This is a genomic window from Streptosporangium sp. NPDC048886 (genome assembly GCF_055586905.1).
The window spans coordinates 16,252-30,014 of the sequence record NZ_JBVJHH010000077.1 but is presented as its reverse complement, the minus strand read 5'-3'; the positions used below and the strand labels follow the sequence as shown (position 1 = coordinate 30,014).

Genomic DNA, 13,763 nt, shown 5'->3' with positions numbered 1-13,763 from the left:
CGCCTATGCACAGCTTTCCTTCCGGCCTGGCCGGCCCGCATCCGTGGCGACCACGGAACCGACCACGGAACCCGACCACGGAACCCGGCCACGGATCACCGCCACGGATCTCGCACGGTGTCATTGCGGACGGGGGGGCGGAGGGGATGGCGGGCGCTCGACCAGCGCGCGCCCGAGTCGGTGAAGGCACCCCCTATGACGGCAACCAGCGCGGTTGCTGCCGGCGCTTTCAGGCTGCCGTCCATCACCGCTGCTGCGCCTGAGCGCCGTTCCAGCGCAGCATGACGTCGATGGTGCCCTCGGCCGGCGGCGACACCTGGTGAATGTGGGGTCGGGCCGATGTGGGCCGGACCCGGTAACGGTCAGCTCCGGGGAGCTTTCGGCAACGGGGGACGGCCGTTTCCTTTGTCGGCGGCCGCGTTGGCTGAGGACCGCCTCCGGCCCATGGACAGACCGCGCCGGCCGACTCCGGCAGGCCATGGGCGCGGCTGTCCGCACCTCCCCGAATTCCCCCACCGCCCTCACCGGAGAACTACCGTTGGCCGATGACCGCTGACACCCTGTCACCTGAATCCCCTGAACGCCTGCGCGCCGGCATGGTCGCGGCACTGACCGAGCAGGGCTCGATCCGTTCACCGGAGGTCAAAGCGGCCTTCGCGAAGGTCCCGCGCGACAGGTTCGCTCCCGAAGCGCCCCCCACCGAGGCATACTCTCCCAGGGACGTGGTCATCACCAAACGCGACGCCGAGGGCAGGGCGACCAGTTCGCTCAGCGCACCCTGGCTTCAGGCCGAGATGCTGGAGGCGGCCCGGCTGTTGCCCGGGGCGAAGGTCTTGGAGATCGGATCCGGCGGCTACAACGCGGCGCTCATCGCCGAGATCGTCGGCCCCGAGGGGACGGTGGTCACCGCCGACATCGATCCGTTCGTCACCGAGCGCGCGATCCGGTTCCTCGCCGAGACGGGTTACCCGCAGGTGAAGGTCATCTTGGGGGATGCCGAGGATACCGCCGAAGAGCACGCACCCGAGGGCGGATATGACGCCATCCTCGTCACGGTGGGAGCGTGGGACTGCCCCTGGGGGCACCTGCTCGCCCAGGGCGGCCGCATGGTCATCCCGCTCCGGTTCGCCACCATCACCAGGTCGTTCACCTTCGTCCGGGACGGTGACCGATTCATCGGCCTAGATCCAACCGTGTGTGGATTCGTTGCGATCCAGGGCGCCGGCGCGCACCTGGACCAGGAAGCCGCCCTCGCCGACGGGGCCGTGAAGCTGACCATCGACAGCGGCCCGCCGCTCGACGCCGACGCCTTGGAGCAGGCACTGGTCGGGGAGCGGGCCGAGCTGTGGAGTGGCGTGACGGTCGCCGGCGGGGAGCCGTTCGACTCGATGCACCTGCGCATCGCGACGGTCGACGACAGATTCGGCATGATCTGGCGAGACCCGGACCGAGGCGGCGATCTCGTCGCCCTGGCGACCGGCTGGTCCTGCCCCCTCCTCCTCACTCCGGACAGCTTCGCCTACCTCACCCTCCGCGAAGTCCCACAGGACAACGGCGCCGAGGAGCGCCGGTGGGAGTTCGGCGTCCACGGGCACGGCAGCAGCTGGACGGGATCGGTGGACCAGCACGCTCCCCAGATCGAGTAGCTCACCTCCCACTGCCGGCCGGCGGAGGCGAGGTGGTCCAGGACGTCGGCCTGGACGGACCGGACGCCGGGCGGGTGAGCCCGTCGGGTGCCCGCGCCGGTCTCGTCACGACTTCCGTCCGAGCCTGCCGCCGGAGATTCTCGCACCGCCCTGGCCTGCGCGTACGCCGGGCGGCTGACGGCGTCCGGCAGAACAAGACTGTTCTTCGCGGATTTCCCCGCGCATGGTTGTCGGCGTCCCCCGACCACGCCGACAGGAGATCCACCATGGCTGAGACCGTCCCGCTGCATCTCGCGGGCAACAACGCGCCGGTCGCGGAGGAGGTGACGCTGGAGCCCGCCAAGGTGACGGGCGAGATCCCCGCTGAGCTGTCGGGCCAGTTCTTCCGCAACGGGCCCAACCCACGCACCGGCTGGTCGCCGCACTCCTTCGCGGGTGACGGCATGATCCACACGATCGCGCTGGACGGCGGCCGGGCACGCTGGTACCGCAACCGGTACGTCCGCACGCCGCTGTACGAGCACCCCGGCAAGTCCCGGTTCGCCCTCGCCTTCGATCCCGGCACGGGCCGGATCGACTACCGGGTGACCACAGCCAACACGCACCTGATCGCGCACGCGGGCAGGCTGTTCGCGCTGGAGGAGGGCGGCTTCCCGTATGAGGTGACGCCCGACCTGGCCACCATCGGGGCGTACACCTTTGACGGGGCGCTGCAGACGCCGATGACCGCGCACCCGAAGACCTGCCCGATCACTGGTGAGCTGCTGTTCTTCGGCTACCGGCTGCGTCCGCCGTACCTGACGTACTACCGCGCCGACGCTGCGGGGAAGGTGGTGCAGACGCGGGTGATCGACGTGCCGCGGGCGACGATGATGCACGACTTCGCCGTCACCCGCGATCACGTGATCTTCCTGGACCTGCCGGTCGTATTCGACGCGGCCCAGGCCGCCGCCGGTGAACCGCCATGGCGCTGGGACGACGCCCATCAGGCCAGGTTCGGCGTCCTGCCGCGCACGGCCGGCGACGACGCGCCCGTACGCTGGTTCGACATCGCGCCGTGCTATGTCTGGCACACCATGAATGCCTTCGAGGACCCCGCCACCGGCACGATCACGGTCACCGGCACCCGGGTGCCGTCGCTGTGGCGCGGCGGCCCCGAGGACGTCGGCGGCGGCCTGCCCACGTTGCACCGCTGGACCCTGGACCCGCGCGCGGGCACGGTCGCGGAGGCCCCCATCGACGACGCGCCCAGCGAGTATCCGCGTGTCGCCGACAGCGCGATCGGGCTGCCGCACCGCTACGGCTACACCACCAGCTTCGCCCTGGAGGCCGAGCCGGAGCGGTCGGAGGTCTACGCCTATGACCTGGCCGACGGCGGCGTACGGGCGGTGCACCGCTTCCCGGCCGGGCACACCTGTGGCGAGGCGGTGTTCGTGGCGGCGGGCGCGGCCGGGGAGAACGACGGCTACCTGATGACCTTCGCCCATGACCGAGCCACCGACCGCAGCTATCTGGCCATCCTGGGCGCCGCCGACCTGGCTGCGCCGCCACTGGCCGAGGTGCATGTCCCGGTCCGCGTCCCGGCCGGCTTCCACGGCAACTGGATCCCGGCCTGAGCATCGGGGTGCCGTCCTTACCGCTAACGGCTGCCCGATTGATCCCCGAGGCCGTGATCGAGGAGGAGTCGGGGCGGGCCCCGGGTCGGGGTGTCCGGAGGCAGGCGACGGCGTACTGGAGCGATTGCGCCGCCGCAGATCAGCGCTCGGCAGTGGCTGGTTATGACATTGAAGCGGCCACGTCAGCACCGGCGCCGGGGTAGAGCGACGGGAACGTCACTTCGTACAGTGCTGCCATGCCACGGACCCTGTCAGATCCTCATTCCGGCGTGAGCTACGACGACAAACACACCGTCACGCTCATGTGGGAGCCCAACTGCGCGGACGGAGCAGCGGGCCTGTGCGATGACGCGGACTGTGCCCCCGACACCGGCGGCGAGTGGATGGCCGCCTGCGACAGCTGCGACTTCCTCGTCATGGCACCTGATGATCAATACGCCGAGCTGTGGGCGTTCGCGGCGCGGCACGGACAAGATCCGGATGTCGGCCGCGGCATGGACCGCCCTGCCTGACAGACAACGCTGCTCGCCCACGTCCGAGGGGGCGCCGCAGGGGGACAGGAACGGGCCGCGCCCGACGGCAGGTCATACCGGACACTGCGCTGATTCTGTCCGACCTGCCCGATAACGATCATGTAGCGTCCGGCCGGATGCGGGCCGCGGGCGGCTGGAATGGAGGACATGCCGTTACTGCTGCGCCCCCGTGCCCGCCGCCCCGCCCCCGTGCCCGCCGCCCCGCCGTCGTGTTTGCCGCTCCGCCGGCGATGCGCGTGCCGCACCCGGCGGCCTGGTGGATCATCCCCGTGATCGTGCTGGTCGGTGCGGCGGTGGGCGGCACATTGTGGTGGCTGCTGGCCGACCCGGCCCTGACCGTCCCGGCCCCGGGGCCGTCCGGGCCGGCCGGGGCCGGCACCGCGCGGGGGAGATCTTGCGCACCGCGCTGGCCGCCGGCGCCGGGGTCGGTGCCGCCGTCACGCTGATGCTGGCCTTCCGGCGCCAGCGTCATCAGGAGATCGCCACCGCGCACGCCACCCATGACGCCACCGAGCGGCGGGTGACCGACCTGTACACCAAGGCGGTCGAGCAGCTCGGCAGCGACAAGGCGGCCGTCCGCCTGGGCGGGCTGTACGCGCTGGAGCGCCTGGCCCAGGACAACCCCGGCCACCGCCAGACCATCGTCAACGTCATCTGCGCCTACCTACGGATGCCGTACACCCCGCCTCCGACGCCCGATGCGGCCGCCGACCGGGCCGAGGCCCTGCGCGCCGCCCGGCGCCGCCACCACGCCCTGCGCGCCGCCGCCCGCGGACGCACCACACCCCCACCCGCCCCAGTCGGCGCCGACACCGGTCAGGACGCCGAAGGCGAACGCCAGGTCCGCCTCACCGCCCAACGCATCCTCACCGACCACCTGCGCGACGACCGCCCCGCCGACCAGCGCTCCACCCTCCCGGCCGCACCGGCCTTCTGGGAGGGGATGCGCCTGGACCTGACCGGCGCCACCCTCATGGATTTCAACCTGTTCCGCGGCCACGTCACCGACGCCTGGTTCGATGGGGCGATCTTCACCGGGTTCGCCAGGTTCGTCGGGGTGACCTTCACCGGAAAGGCCTGGTTCGACGGGGCGACCTTCACCGGGGGTGCCGGGTTCGTCGAGGCGACCTTCACCGGGTTCGCCAGGTTCGACGGGGCGACCTTCACCGAGCACGCCCGGTTCGTCGGGGCGACCTTCACCAAAACCCCTCGGCTGGGTGGGGCTGTGGTGGTCGATCCTGAAGCCGCTCATGTGTGGCCGGACGGGTGGCGGCTGGAGGTGACGTCGGAGGGGCTCGGCCGCCTGATCCGAGAGGAAGCAGACGGCGGCCCGGCCAAGGACGCCTGACCGCCCGCAGTAGCAGGCCGGCAGCCCGTCCGGACATATACCGGACAGTGCGTCGATTCGGCCCGGTTCCGGGGCGGCGTTTGACCAGGTCAGCGCAGTAGGGGCGCCGCGGGAGCCAATCCGGCCCCATGCCGGGCACCGCCATCCACAGCCGAAACCTCGGCCTCTGCCCCCACCGCTTGACGTGCGGAATCAGGGGCGGCCGATGCGCACCCGCCACGCCTGTGGGCCGGACTCGGCGTACTCCCAGGTGAACTCACCGGGGTGCTCGGCGGCGAACTGGTAGTACAAAGGCTTGGGATCGTGGTCGTTGACGAGCATGAACGCCATGCCCGCGGGCAGCTCAGCGAACGTGGCGAAGATCTGCGTGTGCCGCTGGGCCGGGGCCAGCCGGCGCACGTCGAGCTCGCCGACGACGAGCCCCCGGCCATCGGCTTCCTCCTCCGCCGCGAGATCCCGGGCGCCGCAGCCGCAGCCGCCGCACCCGCAGCCCTGAGGTTCGGCTGGCGCGCCGAGGATCTCGTGCATCCCCTCCAGCAGGGCGGCGAGATCGACGTCGGCGTCGGCCAGCGCGGGCAGCATGAGCTCGTTCTCCTTGTCCAGGTGCGACTGGAACAGGGCGTTCAGCGCGGTGGCGGCGCCGACGATCTCTCCCCACGTGCTGGCCGCCTCAAGCTCGTCGACCTGTTCGCGCAGCAGGACGTGCTCGTCGCGCATGGCTTGTGCGAGCAGTCTGGTGGCGGGCAACGCGTCGGCGACACGGTACAGCGTCTCCTCCTCGGCCTCGGCGTGCGGAAGCACTTCCTCGGCGCAGAAGGCGACCAGTACCGCCTGCCGGGCGGCCGGCGAGACCAGCTTGTCGATGGCGCGCGCGATGGTCACGGTGTGATCCGACATCGTCCGGCTGAGCCGGTCGTGGTGGGCGCGGATCGTGGCTAGGACAGCGTCCTGCGGGCCTGTCGTCGTCTGTGCGGTCATGGACTCCTCATTTCGTTGTCCGACGCCGGAGGGTGCGGCGTCAGGTCTGCAGACAGCGCTCGTCGAAGACGCGGCATACGTGGAGACCCGCCATGGGAATCGCGGACCGCGAACCGACCAGGTGGCGGGGCGGATGCGCATCGGACATGGCTCAGACGCTAGGTCCTGGCCCCCGGTGGCCGTCACCGCCGCAGGTCACCTCGGGACGGGACCTTCGCCCCTGGACCTGCGGGACGTTCGGCCCCAAGCAAGGTCGTCTCCCGGGAGGCGCACGGTCCACGGGGGCGTAAGACCGTGCGCCTGCCGGGAGACGATCGTGCTCACCTTCCGCTCGCAGGCTCTGGGGTGATGCGGTCCCAGGCGGCTATCGGAAGCATGATCACTGAGGCGGGGAACAGGCCGTGCTCCTCGCTGTCGATGTGCCGGCGCAGTTTCCGGATCGCCTCCAGCACAGCGGACCAGTCCGGCGCCGCGCGGTCGATCGCTGCGAACACCCCGTGGATCTCGTCGTGCTCGGAGCGGAGCTTGTCGACCACCTCGGTCAGCGATCCCTCGGCGCGCAGTTCGGCGAACAGGCCGTTCTCCTCGGTGGTGGTGTGCGGGATGAGCTGGGCGAGCAGCTTGTCGAGCAGGAGTGTGGCGTCGCCGTACCGGCTCTCGCCGATGGCCCGGCGCAGCGCCCCGGCGGTTTCCTCGATCTGCCAGTGCTCCTCGGAGAGCCGGCCGATCAGCGGGAAGTCCCGGCAACCGCAGTAATTGCACATGATGTCACCCCTGGATGTCAGCGTGTGACTTCAGGATGCCCTGCGGCGACTTCACCAGATAGAGGAGGACGCCCGCTCTCGATAGGGTCTTCCGTCCTGTTCGGCACATCGGCCTCCATCACCGCCAAAGGAGACGTCGGGGACCAGATCGCCTCGAAGGCTGCTCCCGGTGAGGCGCGCGTACGGCCGGCTGGGAGACCGGAGTCTTTGGCGAATGTGGCGATCGGCGACCTGGGTATGGCCGGGATTTTCGATCTCTGGTTGGACGACGCGATGCGCAGGTCTGGGACGAGACCGGTGAAGCCGGCCATCTACGGAGACTCCTGCACCGTTGGCAGGGGAACGTCGGATCCAGGTCGTCGCTGGTCGTCGCTGGTGTGCGAGCGGCGAGGTCGGGAGGAGACCAACGAAGGCGTCAACGGGCTCGGTTTCGTGCGCAAGCGGGAAGATCGCGATGGTCGTCCTGGGGGAGTTGAGCGGATCATCGCGGCGGGCTGCCCAAGAGTCGTAACTTGGCGGTATGACAGGGTGTTCACGAGCGGCCCTGGCCAGGGACGCAGAAGGCACCGAAGAACCGTAAGATCGCTTCTCTGATTGAGGGTGATCGTTTCCTGCGTCGGCGAGGCCCAGCCGTAGGACTGGCGAAATGCCGGTTACCGTGACTTGCCAAGCGGTTACTTCCTGCCGTCCTGCCCAGCCAACGTTACGCGTCGTTGCTGGATGTGGTGAGCATCTGGAACTGGTCCCACTGAACCCGGGGCCGGGCCAGGCGGCGCCGCTCCAGGTAGCGGACCGTGGAGCGGCGGGCGGTGCGCAGGGTGCGGACCGCGTCGCTGACGCGGCCGGATCCGGCCGGCTCGACCGCTTTCCGCGGGACCATCGTCCATTGGTCGCCGTCGGCGCGGAGTTCGCCGCGGATCAGTACGTTGTGCATGGCGTTGAGCCGTTCGTCGTGCCGGTGCACGAGCAGGCTGGCAAGGACGTCCCCTGCTGCGCCCCTGATTTCCTGCCGGTTTGATCGGCAGCCGCCGATGAGTACAACTGGGTGAAGCCTGTCTGCGCGGGCGGGAGACGGTGTGCCTGGACGAGCCCAGCGCCCGTGCCGCGGCGGCGAAGTCAGCCAGGTGCCTCCTGAGAAGCGACCAAACGCCCTCAACCGGTCCACCTCCGACGCGCAGGGGGCACCTGGAAGGTTCACCGCCGTTTCCCATGCTCATCGGCGAAACCGGCCAGCTCCTTGACCAGTGCACGTTCAGGTTGTCCAGCACCACACCACCAGGGTGCCGAAGTGCCGGTGCGTCTAGTGATCGCGCGGTAATGGCGCCAGGAGAACGCCTTCGGCTCGCGGCGGCGCCCGAGCCAGACGTGCACGGAGCAGGAGAAGCAGGAACGGTCACTCAACCTGTAGCCCCAACCATGCCCATCAGATCCCCGTGACAACCATGATCGTCCCCGCTTGACTTGGTGCGATGTCTCCGACGCCGAGCTGGCCACCGCGAGCGCGAACCTGTCCGAGGGCGAGATCGCCGAAGTCGTCGCCAACGTCGCGCTCAACGTCTTCACCAACTACCTCAACAAGGCCGGTCGTGTCGCGATCGACTGGCCCGCCGTCCGCAGCACCGACTGACCTCGGCGGTGGCTACGGCTCGCGCGAGCCGTAGCCATCCCCTGTGCGGTTTGGAATCCACGAGAACCCATGCGGGCGCGTCTGATCATCGATCCTCCGCAGCCCTCTGCCGGGCGACTCGGGGTCGTGGTCATATCTCGACGAAACTTCTCGATAAGGGCTGAGTCGCAGGTCAGCGGGGTCCGTCTCGGGTAGTCCAGCCGTGTTTGGTGATGAGTGCGGCCAGGGCGTGGCGGAGTTGGTTGACGTGGTCGGCTGCGTCGGGTCCACGGATGCCGATGGTGATGGTGGAGTCGGTGGCGTGGTGGGTGGTTGCTCGTCTTCGGCCACGATGCGGGCGGCGGCATGGATACGTCCGCGAAGAGCGATGAGCTTGCGTGGACCGGTGTGGTCGAGGCCGTCGATGGTGTGGCACCCATAATGATCGCGTTGTGCGTGCCGTACCTTTGGCTGCGCTATCTCATGTGATCTTCCGAAGGCAGGCGGGGGATGTCGGCTCGATAGAGGCTGAGGAGCAGTCCGTAGGCCTCGGTTCCGTGCTCTGCGGCCTCATGCTGGTCGTGGTCGAACTTTTCGAGCCGTTCGGCCAGCGCGCGGGCCTCTTCGGGGGTGAGCCAGAGGTGATACAGCACGGTATGGCCGGGGTCGCCGGGATGGACAGGTGCCATCTCTGCCAGGGCCGCGTCGTGGAGGAACTTGGCCCCGGTTTCCTCATCCAGCTGGAATCCCTTGCTGATCAGCTCGAAGCGCTGTTCGGTGCCGCCACGTACCTGCCGGGTGCTCGCGATGCGGACGAGCCCGGCTTCGCGCAGGATGCGCACGTGGTAGCCGACGGTTCCCTTGGTGGAACCGAGTGCTGTGGTCAGCTCGCCCAAGGTGGCGGGGCGCTGGCGTAGCAGGTTCACCATGCGGTGGCGCAACGGGTGCCCGAGCGCTTTGTACTGCGCGGATGAGCGTAGGGCGAGGAGCTGCTCATCTGTCATGGCGTAAGTGTCTAGGATCTTCGGCGCTTTTGACAAATCGTCTACGCCGTTGGCAGACTGCCCGGCACCGAAAGTGTCGAATAATCTAGATACTTGGAGCTCGCATGCCCCTGTCAACCGCACATGTCGCAACCGATCGCCCCGAGCGCTACGTCAAACAGTTGATCTCACACATGGGCCACAAGGCCAGCGTGGAGCACACCGGTGTCGGCAGAGGAACGATCACCTTCCGCTCCGGCACCTGCTCACTGGTCTCCTCCCAGCAGGAAATTGTCCTGATCGCCACCGCCGCAGACCTTGACTCGCTGATCGGCGTGCAGGACGTCATCACCCGGCACCTGCTGCGCTTCGCCACTCAGGAGGAGATCCGCGTCGACTGGACCGACCCAGGCTCCGGCGGTGATCTCGAGATCGTCGCTCCCGCCGTCGATGACTACCTGCGAGCGCACTGCACCCCGGCCGGCGAGCTGCTGACCGAGCTGGCGGAAACGACGCGGGAGGCGACAGGGCGCGCCGCCGGAATGCAGGTCTCGGCCGACGAGGGGGCGCTGCTGGAGATGCTGGTCCGGCTCTCGGGCGCACGCCGGGCCATCGAGATCGGCGTATTCACCGGGTACTCGTCGCTGTGCATCGCCCGCGCGCTGCCCGCCGACGGCTACCTGCTCGCCTGCGACGTGAGCAGCGAATGGACCTCCATCGCCAGGCCGTACTGGCGACGCGCGGGCGTCGATGACCGCATCGACCTCAGGATCGGTCCGGCCCTCGACACGCTCCGGGCACTGCCCGAAGAACCGGCCTTCGACTTCGCCTTCATCGACGCGGACAAGGGTAACTACCCCAGCTACTACGAGGAGATCGTGCCGCGGCTCGTGCCCGGCGGTCTGTTCGTTCTTGACAATGTGTTCTTGGGCGGCAGGGTGCTTGACCCGGCCTTCCAGGGCGACGATCACCAGGCGATGCGGCGCGTGAACGAGGCTCTCGTCCATGACGAGCGGCTGGACGTGGTCATGCTGCCCGTCCGCGACGGCGTCACCCTGGCCAGAAAGCGCTGATCAGGTCATGGAATTGCCGAGTCCGGGGTCGAGGAACCTGCGGGCAGCCGTTGGCGGTACGCGCGAGTGGTCGGATCCTCGAACAGTCGCACTCCTTCGGCCGGGCGAGGTCATTCGGTGATGTCTTCGGTCGGGACCAGCAGCCCGGCCTCGGTGAGGCTGTGCCGCAGCAGGGACTGCGTCGCAGAGCTCGAAACAGGTCACTCGGAGCGGCGTTCCGTGCCGCGAAGCCTGATTTTCGGGCCGGGGGAGTGGGGGCGGTGGGGCGTCGGGAAATCACCCAATTCCGGCACCAGTCCTCGCCTGGACGTGGACTGGAGCCCGGCTCGCGCGCCTGGCACGTCTGGACAGCAGCTGCCGCTCGACCCACACCACCCAATTATGGAACAATATATTCTGTTCCGCTAAGGTTGTCCCTGTTGTCAGCCCCTTGAGAGGAGTCCCTATGTACCTGGTCACCGGTGCCACCGCTCACTTCGGTCGTCAGGCCGCCGAAGCGCTGCACGCCGCCGGCCATCCTGTCCGGGCGTTGACCCGCACCCCCGAGCAGGCCGGTCTGCCGCAGGGTGTCGAGCTGGCCCAGGCCGACCTGACCAAGCCGGAAACCCTCCCCGCCGCCCTTGAAGGCGTGCAGGCGATCCTGCTGGTCCTGCAGTACGGCATGGACCCGGCGCCGCTCCTGGCCGCCGCCCGGGAGGCCGGTGTCGCGCGGATCGTCTTCCTGTCGTCGGGCGCGGTCGTGGACCGTGCCGACGTGCAGCCGGATGTGATCGCCCAGTACCACGGTGACGTGGAGCGGGCCGTGCGCGAGTCAGGCCTGGAGTGGACGGTGCTGCGACTGCTGTTCCCGGCGATCAACTCGCTGACGTTCGCGATGCAGCTGGCCGGCGGTGACATGATCCGCGCGCCGTACATCAACGCCGCCTTCAGCGCCATCCACGAGCTGGACGTCGCGGACGTGGCGGTCGCGACGTTGACCGGCGACGGCCACGCCGGACGGACCTACAGCCTGACCGGGCCCGAGTCGCTCACGCAGGCCGACCAGGTCCGCATCCTCGGCGAGGCGCTCGGCCGCCCGCTCACCACCGAGGACCTCGACCCGGAACCGGTGCTCCAGCAGATGAGCGCCTTCATGGACCCCGCCTTCCTGGGCGCGCTGTTCGGCCTCATGGCGGCCACCGTCGGCAAGCCGGCCGAGGTCAACGACACCGTGGAGCGGATCACCGGCCACCAGCCCCGCACCTACGCCCAGTGGGCCGCCGACCACGCCGCCGACTTCTGAACAAAGGATCTCCCCCTCATGCGTTTCGCCAAGACTTTCGCCGCGCTGGCCACCGCCGCGGCGCTCATCGTGCCCGCCGTCCCGGCTCAGGCCGGCACGGCGGGCTCTCGCTGGACGGGCGGCTGGTCGGCAGCCGTGCAGCGGCCCTCACCCGGCGGGCTGCCGGGCTCGTCCAACTGGTCACAGGCGGGCTTCGAGCGGCAGTCGGTGCGCCAGGTGGTCCGGGTCACCGGCGCCGGCGTCGCCGTCCGCATCAAGATCTCCAACCTGTACGGCACGGCGCCCCTCACGGTGAGCGGGGCGACGGTGGCCAAGGCCGCCGCCGAGGCCGCCATCCGTCCGGCGACCCTGCGCCCGGTGACCTTCTCGCTGCGCCCGTACACGGTGGTCCCGGCGGGTCAGGAGCTGGTCAGCGACCCGATCCCGCTGCCCGTCCAAGCGCTGGACCGGCTGGCCGTCACCCTGTACTTCCAAGGGGCGACCGGACCGGCCACCTTCCACGACATCTCCTCGGCCACCAGCTACCGGGCCTCCGGCGACCACCGGTTCGACCCGCGCGGCACCGCCTTCACCGACACCTCGCACTCGTGGTACTTCCTGAGCGGAGTGGACGTGCTGAGCCCCGCCACCCGCGGCGCGGTGGTGACCTTCGGCGACTCGGTCACCGACGGCACCGGCTCCACCCAGGACGCCGACAACCGCTACCCTGACCAGCTCGCCGAACGGCTGGTCGCGGCGGGCAGACCGCTGACCGTGCTGAACAGCGGCATCTCAGGCAACCGGGTGCTCGCCGACCACCCGCTGTTCGGTGAACGCGGCCTGGCCCGCTTCCAGCGAGACGTGCTCGACAAGCCAGGAGTGCGCACGGTGATCGTGATGGAGGGCATCAACGACATCACCTACACCGACCTGGTGGTCACCGCCGAACAGGTCATCGCGGGACACCGCGAGCTGATCCGGCTCGCCCACAACCGAGGGATCAGAATCATCGGCGGCACGATCATGCCGTTCAAGGGCAACCCCTGGCTCTACCCCGACAGCACCCCGGAACCGTTCGTCCTGGAGCAGATCCGCGACCAGGTGAACACCTGGATCAGGACCAGCGGCGAGTATGACGCGGTGGCCGACTTCGAACACGCCCTGCTCTCACCGACCGACCCGGACCGGTTGCGGCCGGAGTTCAATGTCCGCGACGGGCAGGAGGGCGACTGGCTCCACCCCAACGACGCCGGCCTGAACGCCATGGCCGAAGCCATCGACCTGAACCACCTGTAGAGCAGGCTTGCAGTTTCCTGCGAATGATCGTCGTCTGGCCGGTGGTTCCTGACCGAACATGGGTTCACATGAGCGGATCGGACTCATGTGAACCACCACAGGCGCGGACATGGCGCTACCAACCACCCCACTGCCTACTACAGAAATGCCGCAGATGGCAGCTTGTGGGGCCCGCCACTCGGTACGACTGCTGGACGTCGCGGTGAAATTTCCTGGTCGACTGCGGCATACGAGCTCAACCCAGATCCACGTCGAGATCGGCGACCACGACCAGTCGCCGCTGCCCGACAGCTGGACGGTCTCGCTCGCCAGCAACGCTGCCAGGCGATCCTTCCATGCCTGGGGCGAACTCGCTCGGCTTACGCCGCTCGCTTCTGCGTCGCTGCCCGATTGAGCCGCCGGCTCCGCCGGTTCCTGAACCGGCCGCCACCATGCTCCTGGACTACATGGCGAACCGCACCAATATGCACACCGCCACCGACCCCAAATCACCCTGGCCTGTCCCCGGGCGCCGACCCAGCCAACCCCTCCGCCACGAATTCCTCGCCGGTCAGATCACCAACATGGGCATCCCCACCACTGCCCGTCGAGGAGCCGACAGCACATCCGCGATAGCCCGGCCCCTGTTGTCGCTGACCAACTATCACCCCCGGCACCGC

The 13,763-nt window shown here is 69.1% G+C and carries 14 protein-coding genes; 10 read left to right on the top strand and 4 right to left on the bottom strand.

Annotated elements, in window-relative coordinates; translation table 11 throughout:
• Positions 1-545: 545 nt before the first annotated feature.
• The 4 genes from fxlM (at position 546) to ACZ6R6_RS47480 (ending at position 5,143) form a co-directional block, all read left to right on the top strand.
• Entirely contained in the window at positions 546-1,646 is a 1,101-nt protein-coding gene (gene fxlM, locus ACZ6R6_RS47495; protein ID WP_470103923.1) for a methyltransferase, FxLD system, read from the top strand.
• A 266-nt stretch (positions 1,647-1,912) separates the two neighbouring features.
• Positions 1,913-3,262, top strand: a complete 1,350-nt coding sequence (locus ACZ6R6_RS47490) for a carotenoid oxygenase family protein (protein ID WP_470103921.1) — start codon at positions 1,913-1,915, stop codon at positions 3,260-3,262.
• 269 nt (positions 3,263-3,531) lie between these two features.
• On the top strand, positions 3,532-3,774 hold the full coding sequence (locus ACZ6R6_RS47485; protein ID WP_470103920.1) for a hypothetical protein: 243 nt from the start codon (positions 3,532-3,534) through the stop codon (positions 3,772-3,774).
• A gap of 415 nt (positions 3,775-4,189) precedes the next feature.
• Positions 4,190-5,143 (top strand): pentapeptide repeat-containing protein, encoded by a 954-nt coding sequence (locus ACZ6R6_RS47480; protein WP_470103919.1) that lies wholly within the window; start codon positions 4,190-4,192, stop codon positions 5,141-5,143.
• Positions 5,144-5,335: 192 nt separating this feature from the next.
• Here the strand turns inward: ACZ6R6_RS47480 and ACZ6R6_RS47475 are convergent, their stop codons facing one another.
• The 3 genes from ACZ6R6_RS47475 to ACZ6R6_RS47465 form a co-directional block, all read right to left on the bottom strand.
• On the bottom strand, positions 5,336-6,121 hold the full coding sequence (locus ACZ6R6_RS47475; protein ID WP_470103918.1) for a DUF2249 domain-containing protein: 786 nt from the start codon (positions 6,119-6,121) through the stop codon (positions 5,336-5,338).
• A gap of 320 nt (positions 6,122-6,441) precedes the next feature.
• Positions 6,442-6,885 (bottom strand): hemerythrin domain-containing protein, encoded by a 444-nt coding sequence (locus ACZ6R6_RS47470; protein WP_470103916.1) that lies wholly within the window; start codon positions 6,883-6,885, stop codon positions 6,442-6,444.
• A 703-nt stretch (positions 6,886-7,588) separates the two neighbouring features.
• A complete protein-coding gene (locus ACZ6R6_RS47465) occupies positions 7,589-7,849 on the bottom strand; it encodes a hypothetical protein (RefSeq protein ID WP_470103914.1) in 261 nt (86 codons plus the stop codon).
• A gap of 492 nt (positions 7,850-8,341) precedes the next feature.
• Here ACZ6R6_RS47465 and ACZ6R6_RS47460 point away from each other — a divergent pair, with 492 nt between their 5' ends.
• Together ACZ6R6_RS47460 and ACZ6R6_RS47455 are read left to right on the top strand one after the other, a co-directional pair.
• Positions 8,342-8,512, top strand: coding sequence for a hypothetical protein (locus ACZ6R6_RS47460; RefSeq protein WP_470103912.1), 171 nt, complete (start codon positions 8,342-8,344; stop codon positions 8,510-8,512).
• Positions 8,513-8,824: 312 nt separating this feature from the next.
• Positions 8,825-8,980, top strand: a complete 156-nt coding sequence (locus ACZ6R6_RS47455; protein WP_470103911.1) for a hypothetical protein — start codon at positions 8,825-8,827, stop codon at positions 8,978-8,980.
• On the opposite strand, the gene ACZ6R6_RS47450 is transcribed toward ACZ6R6_RS47455, so the two are convergent.
• On the bottom strand, positions 8,968-9,495 hold the full coding sequence (locus ACZ6R6_RS47450) for an ArsR/SmtB family transcription factor (RefSeq protein ID WP_470103910.1): 528 nt from the start codon (positions 9,493-9,495) through the stop codon (positions 8,968-8,970). The genes ACZ6R6_RS47455 and ACZ6R6_RS47450 overlap by 13 nt on opposite strands.
• Before the next feature lie 104 nt (positions 9,496-9,599).
• Between ACZ6R6_RS47450 and ACZ6R6_RS47445 the strand changes: the two genes are divergently transcribed.
• The 4 genes from ACZ6R6_RS47445 to ACZ6R6_RS47430 all read left to right on the top strand — a co-directional run bounded on the left by ACZ6R6_RS47445 (position 9,600) and on the right by ACZ6R6_RS47430 (position 13,498).
• The gene (locus tag ACZ6R6_RS47445) at positions 9,600-10,547 is read left to right on the top strand and encodes a DUF2218 domain-containing protein (protein WP_470103909.1); all 948 of its coding nucleotides are present in this window, start codon (positions 9,600-9,602) and stop codon (positions 10,545-10,547) included.
• A 445-nt stretch (positions 10,548-10,992) separates the two neighbouring features.
• Positions 10,993-11,829 carry an NAD(P)H-binding protein gene (locus ACZ6R6_RS47440; protein WP_470103908.1) on the top strand — a complete coding sequence of 279 codons (837 nt, stop codon included), beginning with the start codon at positions 10,993-10,995 and terminating at the stop codon, positions 11,827-11,829.
• A gap of 18 nt (positions 11,830-11,847) precedes the next feature.
• Positions 11,848-13,104, top strand: coding sequence for an SGNH/GDSL hydrolase family protein (locus tag ACZ6R6_RS47435; protein ID WP_470103907.1), 1,257 nt, complete (start codon positions 11,848-11,850; stop codon positions 13,102-13,104).
• A 145-nt stretch (positions 13,105-13,249) separates the two neighbouring features.
• Positions 13,250-13,498, top strand: coding sequence for a hypothetical protein (locus ACZ6R6_RS47430; RefSeq protein ID WP_470103906.1), 249 nt, complete (start codon positions 13,250-13,252; stop codon positions 13,496-13,498).
• Positions 13,499-13,763: the final 265 nt, after the last annotated feature.